Source organism: Streptomyces sp. NBC_01013 (assembly GCF_045162765.1).
Lineage (GTDB): Bacteria > Actinomycetota > Actinomycetes > Streptomycetales > Streptomycetaceae > Streptomyces.
Genome location: NZ_CP108687.1, coordinates 6,160,749 through 6,178,308 on the forward strand (window position 1 = coordinate 6,160,749; position 17,560 = coordinate 6,178,308).

Here is a 17,560-nt window from a genome sequence, read left to right on the forward strand (position 1 = left end):
ATCTACAGTCCCTTGGTCTTGATGGTGATGGTGCTGCCCTCGGGGGCCTGGTCGCCGCCCTCGACCGACTGGCTCCCGACGGTGTCGCTGAAGGAGAGGAACGGGCGGTCGACCTTGACCTCGAAGCCCGCGTCCTCCAGCTCGCTGCGGGCGTCGTCGACGTCCTTGCCGGTGACGTCCGGTACGTCGATCATCTGCGGGCCCTTGGAGACCGTCAGCGTGATGGTGTCGCCCTCGGCCGCCTCGGCCCCCTCCTCGATGGACTGGCGGGCGACGTCGCCCGCGTCCTCCGGGGAGTTGACCCGGCCCGGAGCGACGACGACGTCGAGGCCGGCGTCCTCCAGCTCCGCCGTGGCGTCGTCGACCGACAGACCGGTGACATCGGGGACGTCGATCGGGCTGCCCTTGGAGATCACGATCGCGACCGCGGAGTCGGGGTGCCGCTCGGCGCCCGCCTCGGGATCCGTCCGCACCACCTCGCCGACGGCCACGTCCTCGCTGAACTCCTTGGTGGTCATCCCGGGCACCAGGCCCTTCTTCTCCAGCTGCCGTCTGGCCTCGGGGAGCGCGACGCCCTGGAGGTCGGGCACCGTCACGATCTCGGGACCGCGCGAGACGACCAGCGACACCGAGCCGTTGCCGCGGATCCGGGCACCCGGCTTCGGGTCGCTGCTGATCACCTTGCCGCGGTCGACGGTGTCGCTGTAGGCCCGTCGTACGCCCTTGAGTTCGAGGCCGGCCTTCGAGAGGCGTCCCTGGGCCGCCTTCTCGCTCTGGCCCAGCAGCGAGGGCACATGGGTGAACTGTCCGGAGTTGATGTACCAGACGCCACCGCCGACCCCCAGGACCAGCAGCACGGCGAGGACCGCCGCGATGATCCCGCGACGCGGCGCCCCTCGGAGCGACGCCCGACGGGCCGGCGACTGCGGGGGCAGCGGCGGGGACATCTCCAGCCGGCTGGTGTGGTGGGCGGTCCCCTGGTCCGGCGGCAGCACCCGCGGGATCACACTGGTGCGGTCCTCCGCGCCGTCGCGTACCTCGGTCAGGGCCTGCGGCGGCAGGGCGTCCAGCTGCCCGTCGGTGAGGCCGGAGCGGGCCCGGCGCGATTCGGCGAGCAGCGCCACCGCGTCGAACGGCCGTACCTCGGGGTCGCGGGCCGTGGCGCTCGCCACCAGGGCGTCGAGCGCGGCGGCGAGATTCGGGACGACGGCGGAGGGGGCCGGGACGTCCTCGTTGAGGTGCTGGTAGATGACCTGGGCGGGGGAGTCCCCGGTGTGCGGCTTGGTGCCCGTGAGCATCTCGTAGAGCACGACGCCGCACGCGTACACATCGGCGCGGGTGTCGGCGGTGCCGTGCTCGATCTGCTCGGGGGCGAGGTACGAAACCGTCCCCAGGATGGTCCCGGTGGTGTTCGTGACCGAGCCCACGGCGCGGACCAGGCCGAAGTCGGCGACCTTGACCCGGCCGTCGTCGCCTATCAGCACGTTCTCCGGCTTCATGTCCCGGTGGACGAAACCCGCCCGGTGCGCGGCCCCCAGCGCGGCGAGCACCGGCTCCAGGATGTCCAGCGCGGCACGCGGCTGCAGCGCGCCGCGCTCACGCAGCACATCGCGCAGCGTGCACCCCGCCACGTACTCCATCGCGAGATAGACGTACTGACCCTGGGCACCCTGGTCGAAGACCGCGACCACGTTGGGGTGCGCGAGCCGGGCCACCGACTTGGCCTCGCGGATGAAGCGCTCGACGAACGAGGCGTCGGTCGCGAGTGCCGGATGCATCACCTTGAGGGCGAGCACCCGGTCGAGCCGGATGTCCATGGCCCGGTAGACCGTGGCCATGCCGCCCACGGCGATGCGGGCATCGATGCGGTAGCGGCCGTCGAGCAGCTGCCCGACGAGAGGGTCCTGGAGGGTCGTATCCACGCAGCCGAGTCTACGAGGCACCGCGGACACGACCGACTGGCCGCAGCCCTACTGCAGCCGACCCGTGACAGGGACATGCGATCCCTCGTCATGGAAGGGCCGCGCCCCGGGGGGTCGGGCCGCGCTGTGGCACGGACATGAGATCCCCCTCACGCACCCCCGCCGGCCGGGCTCAGAACGCCGGGCGCTCCGGATCCAGCGCCGCCCGCCCCGCCACCGGCGAGGAGGCCTCGGCGAAGTGGCGGCGGGGGATCCGCCCCGCGCGGTGGGCGAGCCGCCCACCCGCCACCGCGTGGCGCATCGCGGCGGCCATCAGCTCCGGCTCCTGGGCCCGGGTCACCGCCGACGCCAGCATCACGGCCGCACATCCCAGCTCCATCGCGAGCGCCGCGTCCGACGCCGTGCCGGCGCCCGCGTCCAGGATCACGGGTACCCGTGCCTGCTCGATGATCAGCTGGAAGTTGTGGGGGTTGCGGATGCCCAGGCCGGACCCGATGGGGGAGCCGAGCGGCATGATCGCCGCACACCCCACGTCCTCCAGCTTCCGGGCCAGCACCGGATCGTCGTTCGTGTACGGCAGCACGGTGAAACCGTCGTCCACCAGTGTCTCCGCGGCGTCCAGCAGCTCGATGGGGTCGGGCAGCAGAGTGCGCTCGTCCGCCACCACCTCCAGCTTGACCCAGTCGGTGCCGAGCGCCTCGCGGGCCAGCCGGGCGGTGAGCACCGCCTCACCCGCCGTGAAGCAGCCCGCCGTGTTCGGCAGCACGCGGATGGAGAGCCGTTCCAGTACGGAGAGCACGGAGCCCTGCACGGTCGGATCGAGGCGGCGCATCGCCACGGTCGTCAGCTCGGTACCGGACGCGATCAGGGACCGCTCCAGGACGTCGAGGCTGGGCGCCCCGCCCGTCCCCATGATCAGCCGGGAGCCGAAAGCGGCGCCGCCGAGCGGGAAGAGGTCGTCGGACATGGTCAGCCTCCCTGGACCGCGGTGAGGACCTCGACCCGGTCGCCGTCGCTGAGCGCGGCCGTGGGCCACTGCCCGCGGGGTACGACGGTCTCGTTCAGGGCGGCCGCGACGCCCGAGGGCGCGCCGGTCAGCGAGGCGACCAGGGTCCCCAGGGTGGTGCCCGGCGCGACGGCGACGGCCTCGCCGTTCACGGAGACGTTCACGGAGGCGTTCGCGGACACGTTCGCGGCGGCGTTCCCGGAGCCGCTCGCGGAGCCGGGAAGCGCGGTGGGGTCGGTCATACGGGCTGCTCCTGACGTACGGGGGCGGCGGCGGGCGAGAAGCGGCCGGGGGAGAAGGGGCGGGCCACGTCGGGCAGCACGCCGTCGGCCAGCAGCTGCGCCATGGCGTCCCCGGTGACGGGGGTGAGCAGCACCCCGTTGCGGTGGTGGCCGGTGGCGAGGTGGAGGCCGGGCAGCGCGGTGCGGCCGAGCAGCGGGGCGTTGTCGGGGGAGGCGGGGCGCAGACCGGCGCGAGTCTCGGTGAGCGGCAGCTCGGTGATGCCCGGCACCAGTTCGTGGGCGTCACGCAGCAGTTCGTACACACCGCCCGCCGTGACCGTGGTGTCCCAGCCCATCTCCTCGCTGGTGGCGCCGATGACCAGCTCGCCGTTCTCGCGCGGGACGAGATAGACGTGGCTGCCCCGGACCACCGCCCGCACGGTGCGGGACAGGAAGGGGGCGTACGCGGTGGGCACGTGCAGCCGCAGCACCTGGCCCTTCACCGGGCGGACCGGGGGCAGGACGTGCTCCGGCACGCCCGCGAGCCGGCCGCTGAGGCTTCCCGCGGCAAGCACGACCTGATCGGCTCCCGCCTCCGTACCGTCGGCCAGCACGGCTCCGGCGGCACGGCCGCCCGTGACCGAGAGCCGCTTTGCCGGTTGGCGGTGGAGGACGACCCCGGCCCGCTCGCACGCCGTCAGCAGCGCGGCGGCCAGGCGTCGCGGGTCGACCTGGTGGTCGCCGTCGACCCGCAGTCCGCCGCGTACGCCCGGCGCGAGCATCGGCTCCAGGCGCCGGCACTCCCGGCCGGTGAGCCACTCCGACTCCAGTCCCGAGCGGCGTTGCAGAGCGTGCAGCTCGCGCAGGTGGGCGCGGTCGTCGGCGTCGAGCGCGACGGCCAGGGTGCCGCAGGCGCGAAAGCCGATGTCCTGTCCGCTCGCCGCCTCCAGTTCGGCCGCGAACAGCGGATAGCGCGCGGCGGAAGCGACATTGAGGCCGAGCAGCATCTCCTCGCCGTAGTGGAGTTCGGTGACGGCGGCCAGCATCCCGGCCGCCACCTGGGCGGCCCCGCCGCCCGGGTCGGGATCGACGACCGCGGTGGCCAGGCCGCGTTGTGCGGCCCGCCAGGCGACGACCAGGCCGATGATGCCGCCCCCGATGACGAGAACGTCGGACCCGTTCCCACGGTGTGTGCGCATGGGCGTCCAGCCCCTCCCTTCGCCGGCATGACCCGGATCAGGTTCGTACGGTCGGAGGCCGTCCAGCCTCCCTCTCAGCCCGGTACGCCAGGGCTCCCGCGAGTGATGTGCACGGCCACCCTAAACCCCTGGCCCGCGCCCCCGGCAAGGGAGCCGCCGGTGCCGCGGGCGAGGGCACGGGCGATGCGGTCCGGCAGCGATGATCCGGACACCGACTTCCTGACGCAACGTCAGGTGTTTAAGGTGGGCTGGTGGACGAGCAGACCGGACAGCAGCAGACAGAGCCGCGGCAGAGCCGCCGCGTCGTGATCGCCGGAGCGGGCATGGCGGGCGTGCAGACCGCCGTGGCCCTGCGCGAACAGGGCTTCACCGGCCCCGTCACGCTGATCGGCGCCGAACCGCACCAGCCGTACGACCGCCCACCGCTGTCGAAGGCGGTCCTCCTCGGCAAGGCCGAGGACTCGGCGTTCGACATCGACTTCGAGGCGCTGGACATCACCCTGCGGCTCGGCCTCGATGTGACCGCGCTGCGCGCGGCCGACCACGAACTGGACACCCCCGACGGGCCCGTCCCCTACGAGGTCCTGGTCATCGCCACCGGAGCCGAGCCCCTGACGCTGGCCGGTTCCGAGGGCGTGCCCGGGGTCCATCTGCTGCGCACCCTGGACGACGCCGCCCGGCTGCGGCCGGTCCTCGAACGGCAGCACGACGTGGTGGTCGTCGGCGCGGGCTGGATCGGCGCCGAGTTCGCCACCGCCGCCCGCGCGGCCGGCTGTGCGGTCACCGTCGTGGAGGCCGCCGACCGCCCGCTCGCCGGCGCCCTGCCCGCCGAGGTGGCCGCCCCCATGGCCGGCTGGTACGCCCAGAGCGGCGCCGCACTCCTCACCGGCGCACGGGTCGCCCGCATCGAACCCGGCCGCGTGGTCCTGGCCGACGGCCGCACCCTCCCGGCGGGCGCGGTCGTCGTCGGCATCGGTGCCCGGCCCGCGACGGGCTGGCTCGCCGGATCCGGGATCGAGCTCGGGCCGGACGGATCGGTGACCGCCGACGCCTCGCTGCGCACCTCGCTCCCCGATGTGTTCGCGGTCGGGGACTGCGCCTCCTTCCCCTCGGCCAGGTACGGAGAGCGGCTGCTCGTCCACCACTGGGACAACGCCCTCCAGGGCCCCCGGACCGTCGCCGCCGCCGTCGCTGCCCCCCTCGCCGGCCCGGAGGGCGGTGGGCCGGCCCCGGTCTACGACCCCGTGCCCTACTTCTGGTCGGAGCAGTTCGGCCGCTTCGTCCAGTACGCGGGCCACCACACGGGGGCCGACGCCCTGGTGTGGCGCGGCGACCCGGCCGAACCGGCGTGGACGGTGTGCTGGCTGCGCGACGGCGCGCTCGTCGCCGTACTGGCGGTCGGCCGTCCGCGCGATCTGGCGCAGGGACGCAAACTCGTCGAAACCGGCGTGGAGCTCGCCCCCGAGCAGGTTGCCGACCCCTCCGTTCCCCTGAAATCGGCCACGCTCTGACGGCCGTACGGCCCCCGTACGGTCGGCCCGGGTACCGACTGTCGGTCCGGGATGGCACGCTTGTCCCCGTGACCGAGATTGACGCAAAGATCGATGCTCTCGTCCCTGCCTGGCTCCACCTTCCCGACATCGCCGAAATGTTCGATGTCCAGGTGACGCGCGTGCGCCAGCTGGTCAAGGAGGGCCAGCTCATCGCCGTACGACGTGGTGAGAACCGGGCGCTCCAGGTGCCTGCCGCCTTCATCGACGGCGACAAGGTGGTCAAGGGCCTTTCGGGGACCCTGACGCTCCTGAGGGACGACGGCTACTCCGACGAGGAGATGCTGGAATGGCTCTTCACCCCCGACCCGAGCCTGCCGGGTACGCCCGCGCAGGCGCTGAGTGAGAATCGCGGCACGGAGGTGAAGCGCCGCGCCCAGGCGCTCGCCGTCTGACCGACAGCCGCACAGGGGATGCGGGCCGCACGTCGCGGCCCGCATCCCCTGCGGCGCCGCACCGAACCACCGTCATCGTCGTCCCCGGGGGAACCGCACCATGTCCACGCCTCGCGCCCTGCTGTCCGACGCCCGGCTCTACCTGTGCACGGACGCCCGCCGGCGTCAGGGCGACCTCCCCGCGTTCCTCGACGCGGTCCTCTCCAGCGGGGTGGACATCATCCAGCTGCGGGACAAGGGCATGGAGGCGGCCGAGGAACTCGAACACCTCGCGCTCTTCGCCGACGCCTGCAAGCGTCACGGCAAGCTCCTCGCGGTCAACGACCGGGCCGACGTCGCCCACGCCATCGGCTCCGATGTGCTGCACCTGGGCCAGGGTGACCTGCCGGTCCCGGCCGCCCGCGCGATCATCGGCCAGGACGTGGTCATCGGCCGCTCCACGCACGCCGAGTCCGAGGTGGACGCGGCCGTCGCCGAGCCCGGCGTCGACTACTTCTGCACCGGCCCCTGCTGGCCCACCCCGACCAAGCCCGGCCGGCACGCCCCCGGCCTGGACCTCGTCCGCTACGCCGCCTCGCTGGTACCCGCCCGCCCCTGGTTCGCCATCGGCGGGATCGACGCCGGCAATCTCGACGAGGTGCTGGACGCCGGAGCTCGCCGGATCGTCGTCGTGCGGGCCGTCACCGAGGCGTCCGATCCGGCTGCTGCCGCCGCCGGGCTGGCGGGAAGGATCCGGGACCGCGCCGAGGGGTGACCCGGAGGTGCGGCCGAGGCCCGGTTCGAGACGGAAGTGTCCGAAGCGTGGACAAAGATCGGGCAATAAAGCCAAATCGCCCCAGTTCGGTTGGGACGCCTGCCGCCCCCTGGTTAACCTGCCGGTATGGCCCTAGGTACACCCTCCACCAGGACAGATCACGCACGCACCGTGCGTGAGATGCTCGCGACCGGCAAGACCTCGTACTCCTTCGAGTTCTGGGCGCCCAAGACCGAGAAGGGCGAGCGGAACCTCTGGAACGCGCTCCGCCGGGTCGAGGCGGTGGGACCGAGCTTCGTCTCCGTGACGTACGGCGCCGGCGGCTCCACCCGGGCCGGGACGGTGAAGGCGACCCAGGACATCGCCGCCGAGTCCACGCTCACCCCGGTCGCGCACCTCACGGCGGTCAACCACTCCATCGCCGAGCTGCGCAACATGGTCGGCCAGTACGCGGATGCCGGGATCCGGAACATCCTCGCCGTGCGCGGAGACCCGCCGGGCGACCCCATGGGTCCGTGGATCGAGCACCCGCAGGGCGTGCGCTATGCGGCGGACCTCGTCCGGCTGATCAAGGAATCCGGCGACTTCTGTGTCGGCGTCGCGGCATTCCCGGAACGGCACCCGCGCTCGGCCGACTGGGACGCCGATATCCGGCATTTCGTGGACAAGTGCCGGGCCGGCGCGGACTATGCGATCACGCAGATGTTCTTCGACCCGGACGCCTATCTCCGTATGCGTGACCGGGTGGTCGCTGCGGGTTGCGCCACACCGATCATCCCCGAGGTCATGCCCCTCACGAGCGTCAGGCAATTGGAGAGATTCGCGCAGCTCAGCAACGCGACCCTGCCCGCGGACCTGAAAGAACGCATCCTCGCCGCCAAGGACGACCCCGCCGCTGTACGCTCCATTGGCATCGACTTCGCAACGCGGTTCTGCGCGAAGCTGCTTTCCGAGGGCGTCCCCGGACTGCACTTCATCACGTTGAACAACTCGACGGCGACGCTCGAAATCTACGAGAATCTTGGACTGCACAAGCAGTCCTGACCGGCCGTACCCGCCGCGACCCGGGGCGGTGGCCGTAGAAGGGGGCGGGCATGGGCTGGACGGTCCTCTACATCGCGTTCGGCATCGTTGCGCTGTGGCTGCTCGGTGAGGTGCTGCTGCAGTACAAGGCGCGCCTGCGCTGGCGTCTGCTCGCCTTCACCGGTTTCGTCGGTGTCGTCGTCGGTGTCCTGATGCCGTCCGTGTTCGTCATCGCTGTCGGCGCGATCGCCTTCGCGACGGGCCAGACGTACGTCACGCTCTCCTTCCGCCGCGGCTTCTCGACGGGCTGGGCCATAGGCGGCAGCCCCGGGGAGAGCCGCCGCCGCCGCGGCGGCGGTGCCGACCGCGAACCCACGCTCCAGGTCTCGGACCTCGAGGTGGAGTACGACCGCGAGGGACCGTCGCAGCCGGAGGCCGGGCCGGCCGAGGTCTACGCGCCGGAGCCGCTGCCGGACGACACCGGGCAGTACGGCATCTACACCGATCCCCGCCCGCAGCAGGAACAGCAGCAGGATCAGCACCAACAGCCCCAGGGGCAGCCGCAGTACGCCGCGTACACGGACTACTCCGCATACCCGGCGCAGAGCCAGGACACCTACGGCGGCCAGGACTCCTACGCGGGGGCCGGGCAGTACGACTACGGCACGGGAGAGCAGCAGTACGCCGCGTACTCCGATCCGTACATCGGCACTACCGCCGCCACCCCGCAGTACGGGGCGTACGACGCGTACGGGCAGCACGACAGCTACGGAGGCGGCCAGCAGTTCGCCGACCCGTACGCCCAGTTCCCGCCGTACGCCTCCGAGACTCCGCCGGGCGGCGTCTGGGTGCCGCAGCAGCGCGAGGGCGAGCAGTACCCGCCGGCGCCTCCGGAGCAGCCCGCCCAGCCGGCGCCGTACCAGAACGGCTATGACACGGGCTACAACGAGCAGTACCGCTACTGAGACCGGCCGGCACGCGGGCGGCGGGCCCGTGGGTCAGGGACGCACGCGTCCGCGGCGCCGTCCGAGTGGCGGACCGAGGACGGGGCGGGGCCCCGCCCCACCCGCAGACCTCACTGCGATCCGCGGAAGCCGTCCCCCTCCACGATGAGCCCCGCGACCAGCGCCCCGGACATTCCCGCGTGCGCCGGACCGCCGCCCGGATGCGACCAGCCGCCCGCCAGATACAGCCCCGGCAGCCGGGTGCGGTTGCCCGCGTGGAGGTAGCCGCCCCCCGCGCCCGCCAGCGCGGGCGCGGGAACCGCACCGCCCGGAGCGCCCGTCTCGGCCGCGAAGTCCGCGGGCGTCCGCACCTCCATGTGCAGAACCCGGTCCCGGAGGCCCGGCACGGCCGCTCCCGCGGTGTCGATCAGGGTGTCCGCGAACCGCGCCCGCAGCGCCTTGTCCGTCCAGTCCACCGTGCCGTGCGGGGGGACCGTCGCCGTCAGCGTCACGGCCTCGTGAGCCTCGTCGGGGCGGGTGGAGGGATCGTCGGGGCGCAGCACCGTCACCGTGGGGTGCGCGGCGAGCCGGCCGCCGAACACCGCCTCGCGCTCGGCTGCCCCGTCCGCCGCATGCACCAGAGTCCGGTGCGCGGCGTCCGCGGGCCGGGCGCCGCGCAGCGACAGCAGCACCAGGAACCGGCTGGTGGGGGCGGAGCCCTCAGGGCGGGGCTGTACCGTCACGTCGCCGTCCTGCCAGAGATCCTGAGCGGGCATCAGGTCCTGGTGCGGCCGGGCGCCCAGCACCACGTGAGCCGCCTGGGCGACCGTCCCGTCCGCCAGCTCCACGCCCGCCGCCCTGCCGTCCTTCTCCAGGACCCGGGCCACCTCCGCGCCGAAGACGAACTCCACTCTGCGGGCCAGACACCGCTCGTACACCGCCTGCGCCAGCGCCCGCATGCCGCCGGAGACGTACCAACTGCCGAACGTCTCCTCCATGTACGGCAGCAGGGCCGTGCTCGCCGGGGCGCGCAGCGGGTCCAGGCCGTACGACAGCGCGTACCCGTCCAGAAGGGCGGCCAGCCGGGTATCCGCCAGCTCCCAGGACCCGATCTCCGTCACCGTGCCGGCCTGAAGCGCGGGGCGCAGCAGCCGCCGCCGCACGGGCGCCGGATACGGATCACGGGTCAGCACCTGCCAGTCGGGACGCAGGGGCTCCTCCAGCAGGGGCCGCCTCGACCGGTCCCACGCGTCCCGGGCACGGTCGAGGAACGCACCCCAGCTCCTGCCCGCGCCGCCACCGAGTGCGGCGTCCAGGGCCGCGACGGCGCCGGCCCGCGAGGCGTTCGGCAGGGAGACGTCGGTGCCGTCCGCGAAGACATGGCGGCTCGCCGGGTCGACCTGGGTCAGGGTGACGCACCGCTCCAGCGGCTCCTTGCCGGTCTTCACGAACAGGTCGCGGTAGACGGCCGGCAGATGGAGCAGGCCGGGGCCGGTGTCGAACGTGAAGCCGTTGAGGGCATGGCGGCCGAGCGAGCCGCCGAAGGTCTCCGACCGCTCGTACACCGTCACCCGGTGGCCTGCCACGGCCAGCCGGGCCGCCGCCGACATCGCGCCCAACCCGGCGCCGATCACCGCAATACGTGCCATGGCTGCGACTTTAACGGCCGCTACCGACAGCTCAGCCGTCAGGCCATCGGGAGACGGCGCCCGCCGGCCGTTTCTCCTCGCGCCGTTGTGCTCTGCGGCGCAGGAACCGACGGATCCGGGAGGCGAGGAAGACCAGTATCACCAGGCCGAGCAGCAGCAGCGTCGCGGCGACGCCTGCCGCGACCCACGGATGGAATATGGCGAACGTGACGATTCCGGCGACCCCGAGGTCCTCGGCGATGCTCACCGCGATGTTGCTGAACGGCTCGGGGGAGGTGTTGACCGCCATCCTGGTGCCCGCCTTCACCAGATGGCTCAGCAGCGCGGTGGAACCCCCGATGGCTCCCGCCGCGATCTCCGGAAGCGAACCGCTGTCGCCCGCCAGCAGCGCCGCCACGACCGCCCCCGCGAGCGGCCGGATGACGGTGTGCGCCGTGTCCCAGACCGAGTCCACGTACGGGATCTTGTCCGCCACCACCTCGCACAGGAAGAGCACACCGGCCACGATCAGGACATCGGTGCGCTGCAACGAGGCGGGCACCTCGTCGGTCACTCCGGTCGCACCGAAGACGCCGAGCAGGAGGACCACCGCGTAGGCGTTGATCCCGCTCGCCCAGCCACTTGTGAACACCAGGGGGAGTACGGACACGGGGGTGATCGTAACCAGCACGCGTACCGGTCCGGGAGGGGGCGGGTACGCAGCTCTGAGTACCCGTACCTAGGGGGTGAGATGAGTAGGGACGCGGATGGGGTGCGACCTGCGGGGACGGCAGAGTGGGGACCACGGAAGGGGCGCCGCGCCGGTACCGCCGGCACGGGGCGGCGGAACAGGCGCGGCACTCTTCTCCGAACGGGGGTGCACGGCGGAGGACTCGGGACCACGGGGGAACACGGGGTCACGGGGGAAGGTCCTCCGGCAGCACGGAAGGCGCCGGTCGGGCGAGGCTCGGGGGGATCGAGCCCCGTCGGACCGGCGCCTTCGTGCGCCCCGGTCCCCCGTGTGGCGGGGGTCAGCGCCCGCTGACCCGCCCGTGCAGCAGCAGGGACAGCGCCGAGTGCACGTCGTCGATCGACCGCTCCGGCTGGAACGCCTGCCAGTCCAGCGCCGCCACCAGCACCATGCCGACCAGCGCTGCCGCCGTCAGCGGGATGTCGATCTCCTCGCTGAGCTCGCCGCCGGCGACACCCTCGCGAAGGACGCCCTCGACCACGGCGACGGCCTCCTGACGCACCACCAGCAGGGTGGCCTGCCAGGCGCGGTTGGTGCGCCACAGCTCGGCCACGTACAGCTGGGTGAAGGCCGGGTAGCGGTCGATGAAGACCAGGCCGGCCCGGATCATGGCGTCCAGTGCCTCGACCCGGCTGCCACCGCGCTCGTCGGTCTCCTCGGCGGCCGTACGCAGCGAGGAGGTGAGCAGGCCGACGCCGTGCCGCAACAGCTCCTCGAAGAGCTCGGTCTTGCTCTTGAAGTTGTAGTACACCGTGCCCTTGGCGACCCCGGCACGCTCGGCGATCTCGTCCACCGTGGTGGCCGAGAAGCCCTTCTCGGCGATGAGGGTCACGGCCGCTTCGTAGAGCTTCTGCCGGGTGGCCTGGCGGCGTGTGGCGCTACTGCTTTCCATGCTCCTGATTCTCACAGGTCCCGGACCGCTCACAGACTCAGCTCGGGGTGCAGCCGGTCCAGGGTCCACACCTGCTTGCGGCGCGCGGAGACGGCGGTCAGCGCGAGCGCTCCGGCGGTGAAGGCCATCAGCACCGCACAGCCCTGCCAGACCGGGCCGAGTCCACCCCCGGTGATCAACCGGCGCAGGCCCTCGACGATGTAGCTCATGGGCAGGTACGGATGGATCGCGTTGAAGAAGCCGGGACTCGTCTGTACGGGGTACGTGCCGCCGGCCGAGGTCAGCTGGAGCATCAGCACCGCGAGGACGAGGATGCGGCCGGCCGCCCCGAAGCAGGCGTTCAGCCACTGCACGATGGCGCCGAAGCAACACGTGACCAGGGCCAGGAAGCCGATGGTCCCGGCGGCGTGGGCCATCTGCAGGCCGAGCCCCCAGTGCAGTACGGACATCAGCGCGGCCACCTGGAGCAGACCGATCGCGGCCACCGGCAGCCAGCCCGCGAAGGCGATCCGCCAGGCCGGAGCCCCGGCGGCCAGGGCGCGCCGGTTCAGCGGCTGGATCAGCATGTACGCCACCATCGCGCCGACCCAGAGGGAGAGCGGGATGAAGTAGGGGGCGAAGCCCGTGCCGTAGTTCGGGGCCGCGTGCAGCGACCGGGAGGCCAGTTGCACGGGATCGGCCATGACCCCCGTACGGGCGTCGCGGTCCTTCTTGTCGTAGTCGGGAATCCTGTCGACCCCGTCGTCCAGCCCCTGGGCGAGAGTGGCCGAACCGTCTCCGAGCCGGATCATGCCGCTGTCCAGGCTCGTCGCACCCTTCTTGAGGTCACCGACCCCGGTGTTCAGCTCGGCGGAGCCCGACTTGGCCGTGGCCAGTCCGGTGTGCAGCTGGTCCGCGCCCTTGGCCACCTTGTGGGCGCCGGTGTTGAGCGTGTTGACCTTCTTGACCGCGCTCTCCAGGTCCTCGTCCAGGTGGGGCGAGCGCTCGGCGAGGGCGTCGGCCTGCTTCTGCAGGGTCGTCAGCTGGGAGCGCAGCTTCTTGAGGTCCCCGTTCTGGTTCTTGACCAGCACGTTCACGTCGTCGGCCACGGCGGCGACATCGGCAGCCGCGGTCACGGCCCGTTCCAGTGGCGCGCAGACGGTGGGATCGGGAAGCGGCTGGTCCTCGCACCGGGCGCGGTGGACCTCGGTGAGGTCCTCGGACGCCTTGTGTGCGGCGGTGGCGGCGGTGGGCGCGGCCTTCACCAGCAGGTCGAGGTTGTCCCGTACGGTCTGCGAGGAGTCGGCCACGAGCCGGGCCGTGTCGCCGATCGTTTTGCCGTTGTCCTTGAGGAAGGGGCGGACGTCGGCGGCCACTCCGTTGACCTTGTCGGCGAGCAGCTGGGTGCCCTCCGCGACCTGGCGCGAGCCGGTTTCGAGTTCGCCCGCGCCCTTGTTCAACCGCACGATGCCGGTTGCCAGCCGGCTGCTGCCGGCCTTCGCGTCCTTCAGGCCGTCCGCGAGGTCCTTCGAGCCCTTCTTCGCCTTGACGATCCCGCCTTCGAGGTCGGCGGCGCCCTTGGCCGCCTTGGCGGTCGCATCGTGGAGATCGGAGAAGTTGATGAAGATCCGGTCGAGGAAGCCCCGGGAGGCGTTGGCCGACGCGGCGGTGCGGACCTCGGAGAACACCGTGCGGGAGATCTGGCCGACGATGTAGTTGTTCGCGTCGTTGGTGCGCACCTGGAGCGCGCCCGTCTCGGGGGAGTCGCCCGCGCTGGACGCGATGCGCTTGCTGAAGTCCGCCGGCATGGTCAGCGAGAGGTAGTACGTGCCGTCCTCGACGCCTTCGTGGGCCTCGGCGGCGCTCACCTCGTGCCACTCGAAGACCTTGGAGTCGAGCAGCTTGCCGGTGATCTCGTCCCCGGCGGCGAGGTGCCTGCCCTCGGCGGTGGCGCCCTTGTCGTCGTTGACCAGTGCGACGGGGATGCGGTCCAGGCGTCCGTACGGGTCCCAGAAGGACCACAGGTACAGGGCGCCGTAGAGCAGCGGCAGCAGCAGGAGAGCGGCCAGTGCGGCGCGCGGCAGCTTCCCCCTGCCGAAGCGCCGGAGCTCAAGAGCGGCCAGTCTCGGCGAACGCATCGGCCGTCCCTTCGTCGTGTGCGGGGGTCGCCGACGGCGCGGGCTCCCCGGTGATGTCGGTGGGCTCCGTCGCTCCGGTGGTACCGGTGCGCACGGTGAGGGCGCCTTCGGGAGCCTGGCTGCACACGGCCAGCACGGTCGTGCCGTCAGCGGCGAGGAGGCGTAGCAGCTCCCAGGCCTCGGCGCGTTCCGCGTCGGAGAGCTTGAGGTCGGTGTCGTCCACCGCGAGGAGCCGCGGCCGGCCGATGAGCGCGAGGGTGACGGAGAGGCGCAGCGCCTCCAGCCGCTCCAGATCCCGTACGGAGGTCCGCTCGGCCTTGGGCAGGGTGGCGGGGTCGAGCCCGGCTGCCTCGAGCGCGGCGTCGATCCGGTCCCGCGCCGCGGCGACGCGCTCGCGGCGCGGCCGCAGCAGGGCGCGCAGCGAGCCGCCGAAGCGGCGTTGCAACAGGGCGCGTTCGCGCAGGTGCTCGGCGACGGTGAACGCCGGATCGAGTTCGCTGACCCCGGGCACCGGGCCCAGTGCCGCGATGCGGCGCACGGCGCCGGCCCGGCCCGGCAGAGGCAGGCCGCCGGTCGTGGCCTCACCTTCGGTGGGGCGCATCCGTCCGGTGAGGGCGAGCAGCAGGCAGGTGCGGCCCGAACCGGAAGGGCCCTCGATCGCGATCAGGGACCCGGGGGCGGCGTCGAACGTCACACCCCGGAACGCCCATCCGCGCGGCCCCTTGAGGCCGAGACCGCCGGCGGTGACAGCTGCCCCGTGCGGGCTGTCCACAGACCCTCCCGTGTTCTTTGAACTGACCAGTCAGTACAAAAAGGTAGCCCGAACTCGCGATCGAAGCAAAAGGCCAGGTCAGAGGTTGATTTGAGGTGATTGTCAGTGGTGGCCGTCACGATGGATACAGACGGCCACGAAGCCGTTACGAGACAGGAGGTTCTGTCATGGCCCACTCGTCCGCAGCAGCCGCTCCGCGACGCCGCGCAGACGGCCCTGCCCCCTCACCGACCGGTCCGGCGAACGACGTCCACCCTGTACTCCGGCGCGCCACCGCGCCGCCCGCCGCTCTCGATCTCCTCGCCCAGGCCCGTGCCGGCCTCGAAGAGGCAGCTGTTCTCGACGTGCCGAACGAGCGCTATGCCACCGCCCACCTCGCCGCGCTGCGCACCGCCGCCGCTGTGCTGGCCGTCCGCGGACGCCCCGAGACCTCCCGGCGGCGCCGGGAGAGGATCCGCAGCGCCTGGGAGGTCCTGCCGGAGATCGCTCCCGAGCTCACCGAGTGGAGCGCGCTGTTCGCCTCCGGTGCCCGTCGCCGGGCCCGGGCGGAAGCCGGCATACCCGGTGCGGCCGGACGGCGGGACGCGGACGACCTGCTGCGCGACGCGGCGATGTTCCTGCGCCTGGTGGAGCGGCTGCTGGTGCTTCAGCCGGTCCTCCCGCAACCGCGCGGAGAGCGGTCCGATGCGGGATGACGGCGACGGCGGCGTGAGGCAATAGGGTGGACGGGACCCATCACCTGCGCTGTTCACGCTCCGCCCTCAGCGGCGGCACCGTGCCGAGGAGACAACTGCCGTGTCGGACCAGTCGCGCCCCCGTGCCTCCCTCCGTACCGCCGTGGTCTGGGAGGTCCTCAAGGACGCTCTCGACCGCCAGGTCAAGGCGACCGGCAGGGACGCCCTGGACGTTCTGGACACCGGCGGCGGCACGGGCAACTTCGCCGTACCCGTCGCGCGCCTGGGTCACCGGGTCACCGTCGTCGATCCCAGCCCCAACGCGTTGTTCGCGCTGGAGCGCCGCGCCGCCGAGGCCGGTGTCGCCGACCGGGTCCAGGGAGTCCAGGGCGACATCCTCGGCCTGTTCGACGTGGTCGGGCGCGGGGGATACGACGCGGTGCTCTGCCACGGGGTCCTGGAGTACGTGGACGACCCCGCCGAGGGGGTACGGCACGCGGTGGAGGCTCTCCGTCCGTCCGGCGCGCTCAGCCTGCTCGCCGCCGGGCTCGGCGGCGCGGTCCTGGCCCGAGCCCTTGCCGGGCACTTCACCGACGCCCGGAACGCCCTCGGCGATCCGGCGGGGCGCTGGGGCGAGGGCGACCCGGTGCCGCGGCGCTTCACGGCCGAGCAGCTCACCGAGCTCGTCGAGGGCGCGGACGTCGAGGTCGGCGCGGTCCACGGCGTACGCGTCTTCGCCGACCTGGTGCCCGGGGTCCTGGTGGACACCGAGCCCGGTGCGATGGAGGCCCTGCTCAAGCTGGAGGCGGCTGCCGCCGAGCTGCCGGCGTTCCACTCGGTGGCGACCCAGCTGCACGTCCTGGGCACCAGGCGGGCCTGAGAGGCCGCCGGATCGCGACGGCAGCGCGGCTGATCAGCAACGCAGCTGCAGACGGAGTACGCCCCAGCAGCCCCGATCGGGGCCTTGGCCCCGTATGATCGGGGGACACCATCCGGCATGACGGATCGGAGGTTGGGGAATCAACGCCTCAGCAGCTGAGCCGTCGTGGCGGCCCGGACTGGCTGATTGGCAATGAGGGCGGGTTTCACGGGGGCGATTCCCTGCCTATCCTGGAAGGGCCGCATACCGGCCGCCCCCCGCGGCCGACGACGAGGAGGACTCCGTGCCGCTCTCGGAGCACGAGCAGCGAATGCTCGAGCAAATGGAGCGAGCGCTGTACGCCGAAGATCCCAAGTTCGCGACAGCGCTCGAGGGAAGTGGGCTGCGTACATACACCCGGCGACGGGTCTACCAGGCAGTTGCTGGCTTCCTGGTGGGAATCGCGCTCCTCATGGCCGGAATGGTCGCCCAGCAGATCTGGATCAGCGTGGTGGGATTCCTCGTCATGCTGGGCTGCGCGGTGCTCGCGGTAACGGGTTGGCGCAAGGCGCCGAAACCGGGCGAGCAACAGGCAGTCCGTGCGGGTGCGGGCGAGCGTCGACAGCCCAAACAGCGCCGGTCCGTGATGAACCGGATCGAACAGCGGTGGCAGCGCCGCCGCGATGAGCAGGGCCAGTAAGCGCTCAGAACACTTATGGGTGAGGGGCGGTCGCATTTCTGCGACCGCCCCTCACCCATGTGCCCCGATCACGTGTGCCGCCCGGCCCGGTCCCGCCCGCACCCGCCGACGTACCGACGGCGTGGTTCCCGACGGCCGAGGGGACGGGCAGGC

At 72.4% G+C, this 17,560-nt stretch carries 17 protein-coding genes and 1 riboswitch; of the genes, 8 read left to right on the top strand and 9 right to left on the bottom strand.

All coding sequences use genetic code 11. The annotated features are described in order from the left end of the window. Positions 1 to 2: 2 nt before the first annotated feature. The 4 genes from pknB to thiO form a co-directional block, all read right to left on the bottom strand. Positions 3 to 1,922 (bottom strand): Stk1 family PASTA domain-containing Ser/Thr kinase, encoded by a 1,920-nt coding sequence (pknB, locus tag OG538_RS26835; RefSeq protein ID WP_406097778.1) that lies wholly within the window; start codon positions 1,920 to 1,922, stop codon positions 3 to 5. Positions 1,923 to 2,094: 172 nt separating this feature from the next. Then, the gene (locus OG538_RS26840) at positions 2,095 to 2,889 is read right to left on the bottom strand and encodes a thiazole synthase (protein WP_406097780.1); all 795 of its coding nucleotides are present in this window, start codon (positions 2,887 to 2,889) and stop codon (positions 2,095 to 2,097) included. 2 nt (positions 2,890 to 2,891) lie between these two features. Next, positions 2,892 to 3,092 (bottom strand): sulfur carrier protein ThiS, encoded by a 201-nt coding sequence (gene thiS / locus OG538_RS26845; RefSeq protein ID WP_406100315.1) that lies wholly within the window; start codon positions 3,090 to 3,092, stop codon positions 2,892 to 2,894. Positions 3,093 to 3,166: 74 nt separating this feature from the next. Beyond that, positions 3,167 to 4,348: a glycine oxidase ThiO gene (gene thiO / locus OG538_RS26850; RefSeq protein WP_406097782.1), complete on the bottom strand. Its 1,182-nt coding sequence runs from the start codon at positions 4,346 to 4,348 to the stop codon at positions 3,167 to 3,169. After that, a riboswitch (TPP riboswitch) is annotated at positions 4,346 to 4,458 on the bottom strand. It overlaps the preceding gene by 3 nt. Before the next feature lie 213 nt (positions 4,459 to 4,671). Between thiO and OG538_RS26855 the strand changes: the two genes are divergently transcribed. The 5 genes from OG538_RS26855 to OG538_RS26875 all read left to right on the top strand — a co-directional run bounded on the left by OG538_RS26855 (position 4,672) and on the right by OG538_RS26875 (position 9,035). Further along, positions 4,672 to 5,859 carry an NAD(P)/FAD-dependent oxidoreductase gene (locus tag OG538_RS26855; protein WP_406100316.1) on the top strand — a complete coding sequence of 396 codons (1,188 nt, stop codon included), beginning with the start codon at positions 4,672 to 4,674 and terminating at the stop codon, positions 5,857 to 5,859. A gap of 68 nt (positions 5,860 to 5,927) precedes the next feature. After that, complete coding sequence (locus OG538_RS26860; protein WP_406097784.1) at positions 5,928 to 6,293, top strand: Rv2175c family DNA-binding protein; 366 nt, start codon at positions 5,928 to 5,930, stop codon at positions 6,291 to 6,293. A gap of 100 nt (positions 6,294 to 6,393) precedes the next feature. Continuing rightward, entirely contained in the window at positions 6,394 to 7,047 is a 654-nt protein-coding gene (gene thiE, locus OG538_RS26865; RefSeq protein ID WP_406097786.1) for a thiamine phosphate synthase, read from the top strand. A 126-nt stretch (positions 7,048 to 7,173) separates the two neighbouring features. Then, positions 7,174 to 8,091, top strand: a complete 918-nt coding sequence (metF, locus tag OG538_RS26870; RefSeq protein ID WP_406097788.1) for a methylenetetrahydrofolate reductase [NAD(P)H] — start codon at positions 7,174 to 7,176, stop codon at positions 8,089 to 8,091. Positions 8,092 to 8,141: 50 nt separating this feature from the next. Beyond that, complete coding sequence (locus OG538_RS26875) at positions 8,142 to 9,035, top strand: hypothetical protein (RefSeq protein ID WP_406097790.1); 894 nt, start codon at positions 8,142 to 8,144, stop codon at positions 9,033 to 9,035. Positions 9,036 to 9,145: 110 nt separating this feature from the next. Here the strand turns inward: OG538_RS26875 and OG538_RS26880 are convergent, their stop codons facing one another. The 5 genes from OG538_RS26880 to OG538_RS26900 form a co-directional block, all read right to left on the bottom strand. Beyond that, a complete protein-coding gene (locus OG538_RS26880; RefSeq protein ID WP_406097792.1) occupies positions 9,146 to 10,663 on the bottom strand; it encodes a phytoene desaturase family protein in 1,518 nt (505 codons plus the stop codon). A 31-nt stretch (positions 10,664 to 10,694) separates the two neighbouring features. Next, the gene (locus OG538_RS26885; RefSeq protein WP_406097794.1) at positions 10,695 to 11,312 is read right to left on the bottom strand and encodes a DUF4126 domain-containing protein; all 618 of its coding nucleotides are present in this window, start codon (positions 11,310 to 11,312) and stop codon (positions 10,695 to 10,697) included. A gap of 361 nt (positions 11,313 to 11,673) precedes the next feature. Beyond that, a complete protein-coding gene (locus OG538_RS26890) occupies positions 11,674 to 12,285 on the bottom strand; it encodes a TetR/AcrR family transcriptional regulator (RefSeq protein WP_406097796.1) in 612 nt (203 codons plus the stop codon). Between the two features lie 29 nt (positions 12,286 to 12,314). Beyond that, positions 12,315 to 14,402 (bottom strand): YhgE/Pip family protein, encoded by a 2,088-nt coding sequence (locus tag OG538_RS26895; protein WP_406097798.1) that lies wholly within the window; start codon positions 14,400 to 14,402, stop codon positions 12,315 to 12,317. Beyond that, positions 14,374 to 15,174 carry an ATP-binding cassette domain-containing protein gene (locus OG538_RS26900; RefSeq protein WP_406097800.1) on the bottom strand — a complete coding sequence of 267 codons (801 nt, stop codon included), beginning with the start codon at positions 15,172 to 15,174 and terminating at the stop codon, positions 14,374 to 14,376. Before OG538_RS26900 ends, OG538_RS26895 begins: the two co-directional genes overlap by 29 nt. Before the next feature lie 167 nt (positions 15,175 to 15,341). On the opposite strand from OG538_RS26900, the gene OG538_RS26905 reads away from it, so the two are divergent. From OG538_RS26905 to OG538_RS26915, 3 genes are all read left to right on the top strand, one after another. Further along, positions 15,342 to 15,869, top strand: a complete 528-nt coding sequence (locus tag OG538_RS26905) for an SAV_6107 family HEPN domain-containing protein (protein ID WP_406097802.1) — start codon at positions 15,342 to 15,344, stop codon at positions 15,867 to 15,869. Between the two features lie 100 nt (positions 15,870 to 15,969). Then, a complete protein-coding gene (locus OG538_RS26910) occupies positions 15,970 to 16,728 on the top strand; it encodes a class I SAM-dependent methyltransferase (protein WP_406097804.1) in 759 nt (252 codons plus the stop codon). Positions 16,729 to 17,011: 283 nt separating this feature from the next. After that, positions 17,012 to 17,407 carry a DUF3040 domain-containing protein gene (locus OG538_RS26915; protein WP_406097806.1) on the top strand — a complete coding sequence of 132 codons (396 nt, stop codon included), beginning with the start codon at positions 17,012 to 17,014 and terminating at the stop codon, positions 17,405 to 17,407. Positions 17,408 to 17,560 lie beyond the last annotated feature (153 nt).

What these genes read in the sequence shown, in the direction of transcription:
- OG538_RS26840 (WP_406097780.1), bottom strand. Translation starts at nt 2,889, where the DNA reads ATGTCCGACGACCTCTTCCCGCTCGGCGGCGCCGCTTTCGGCTCCCGG.
- OG538_RS26855 (WP_406100316.1), top strand. Translation starts at nt 4,672, where the DNA reads ATGGCGGGCGTGCAGACCGCCGTGGCCCTGCGCGAACAGGGCTTCACC.
- metF (WP_406097788.1), top strand. Translation starts at nt 7,174, where the DNA reads ATGGCCCTAGGTACACCCTCCACCAGGACAGATCACGCACGCACCGTG.
- thiE (WP_406097786.1), top strand. Translation starts at nt 6,394, where the DNA reads ATGTCCACGCCTCGCGCCCTGCTGTCCGACGCCCGGCTCTACCTGTGC.
- OG538_RS26895 (WP_406097798.1), bottom strand. Translation starts at nt 14,402, where the DNA reads ATGCGTTCGCCGAGACTGGCCGCTCTTGAGCTCCGGCGCTTCGGCAGG.
- OG538_RS26890 (WP_406097796.1), bottom strand. Translation starts at nt 12,285, where the DNA reads ATGGAAAGCAGTAGCGCCACACGCCGCCAGGCCACCCGGCAGAAGCTC.
- OG538_RS26905 (WP_406097802.1), top strand. Translation starts at nt 15,342, where the DNA reads ATGGCCCACTCGTCCGCAGCAGCCGCTCCGCGACGCCGCGCAGACGGC.
- OG538_RS26880 (WP_406097792.1), bottom strand. Translation starts at nt 10,663, where the DNA reads ATGGCACGTATTGCGGTGATCGGCGCCGGGTTGGGCGCGATGTCGGCG.
- OG538_RS26875 (WP_406097790.1), top strand. Translation starts at nt 8,142, where the DNA reads ATGGGCTGGACGGTCCTCTACATCGCGTTCGGCATCGTTGCGCTGTGG.
- thiO (WP_406097782.1), bottom strand. Translation starts at nt 4,348, where the DNA reads ATGCGCACACACCGTGGGAACGGGTCCGACGTTCTCGTCATCGGGGGC.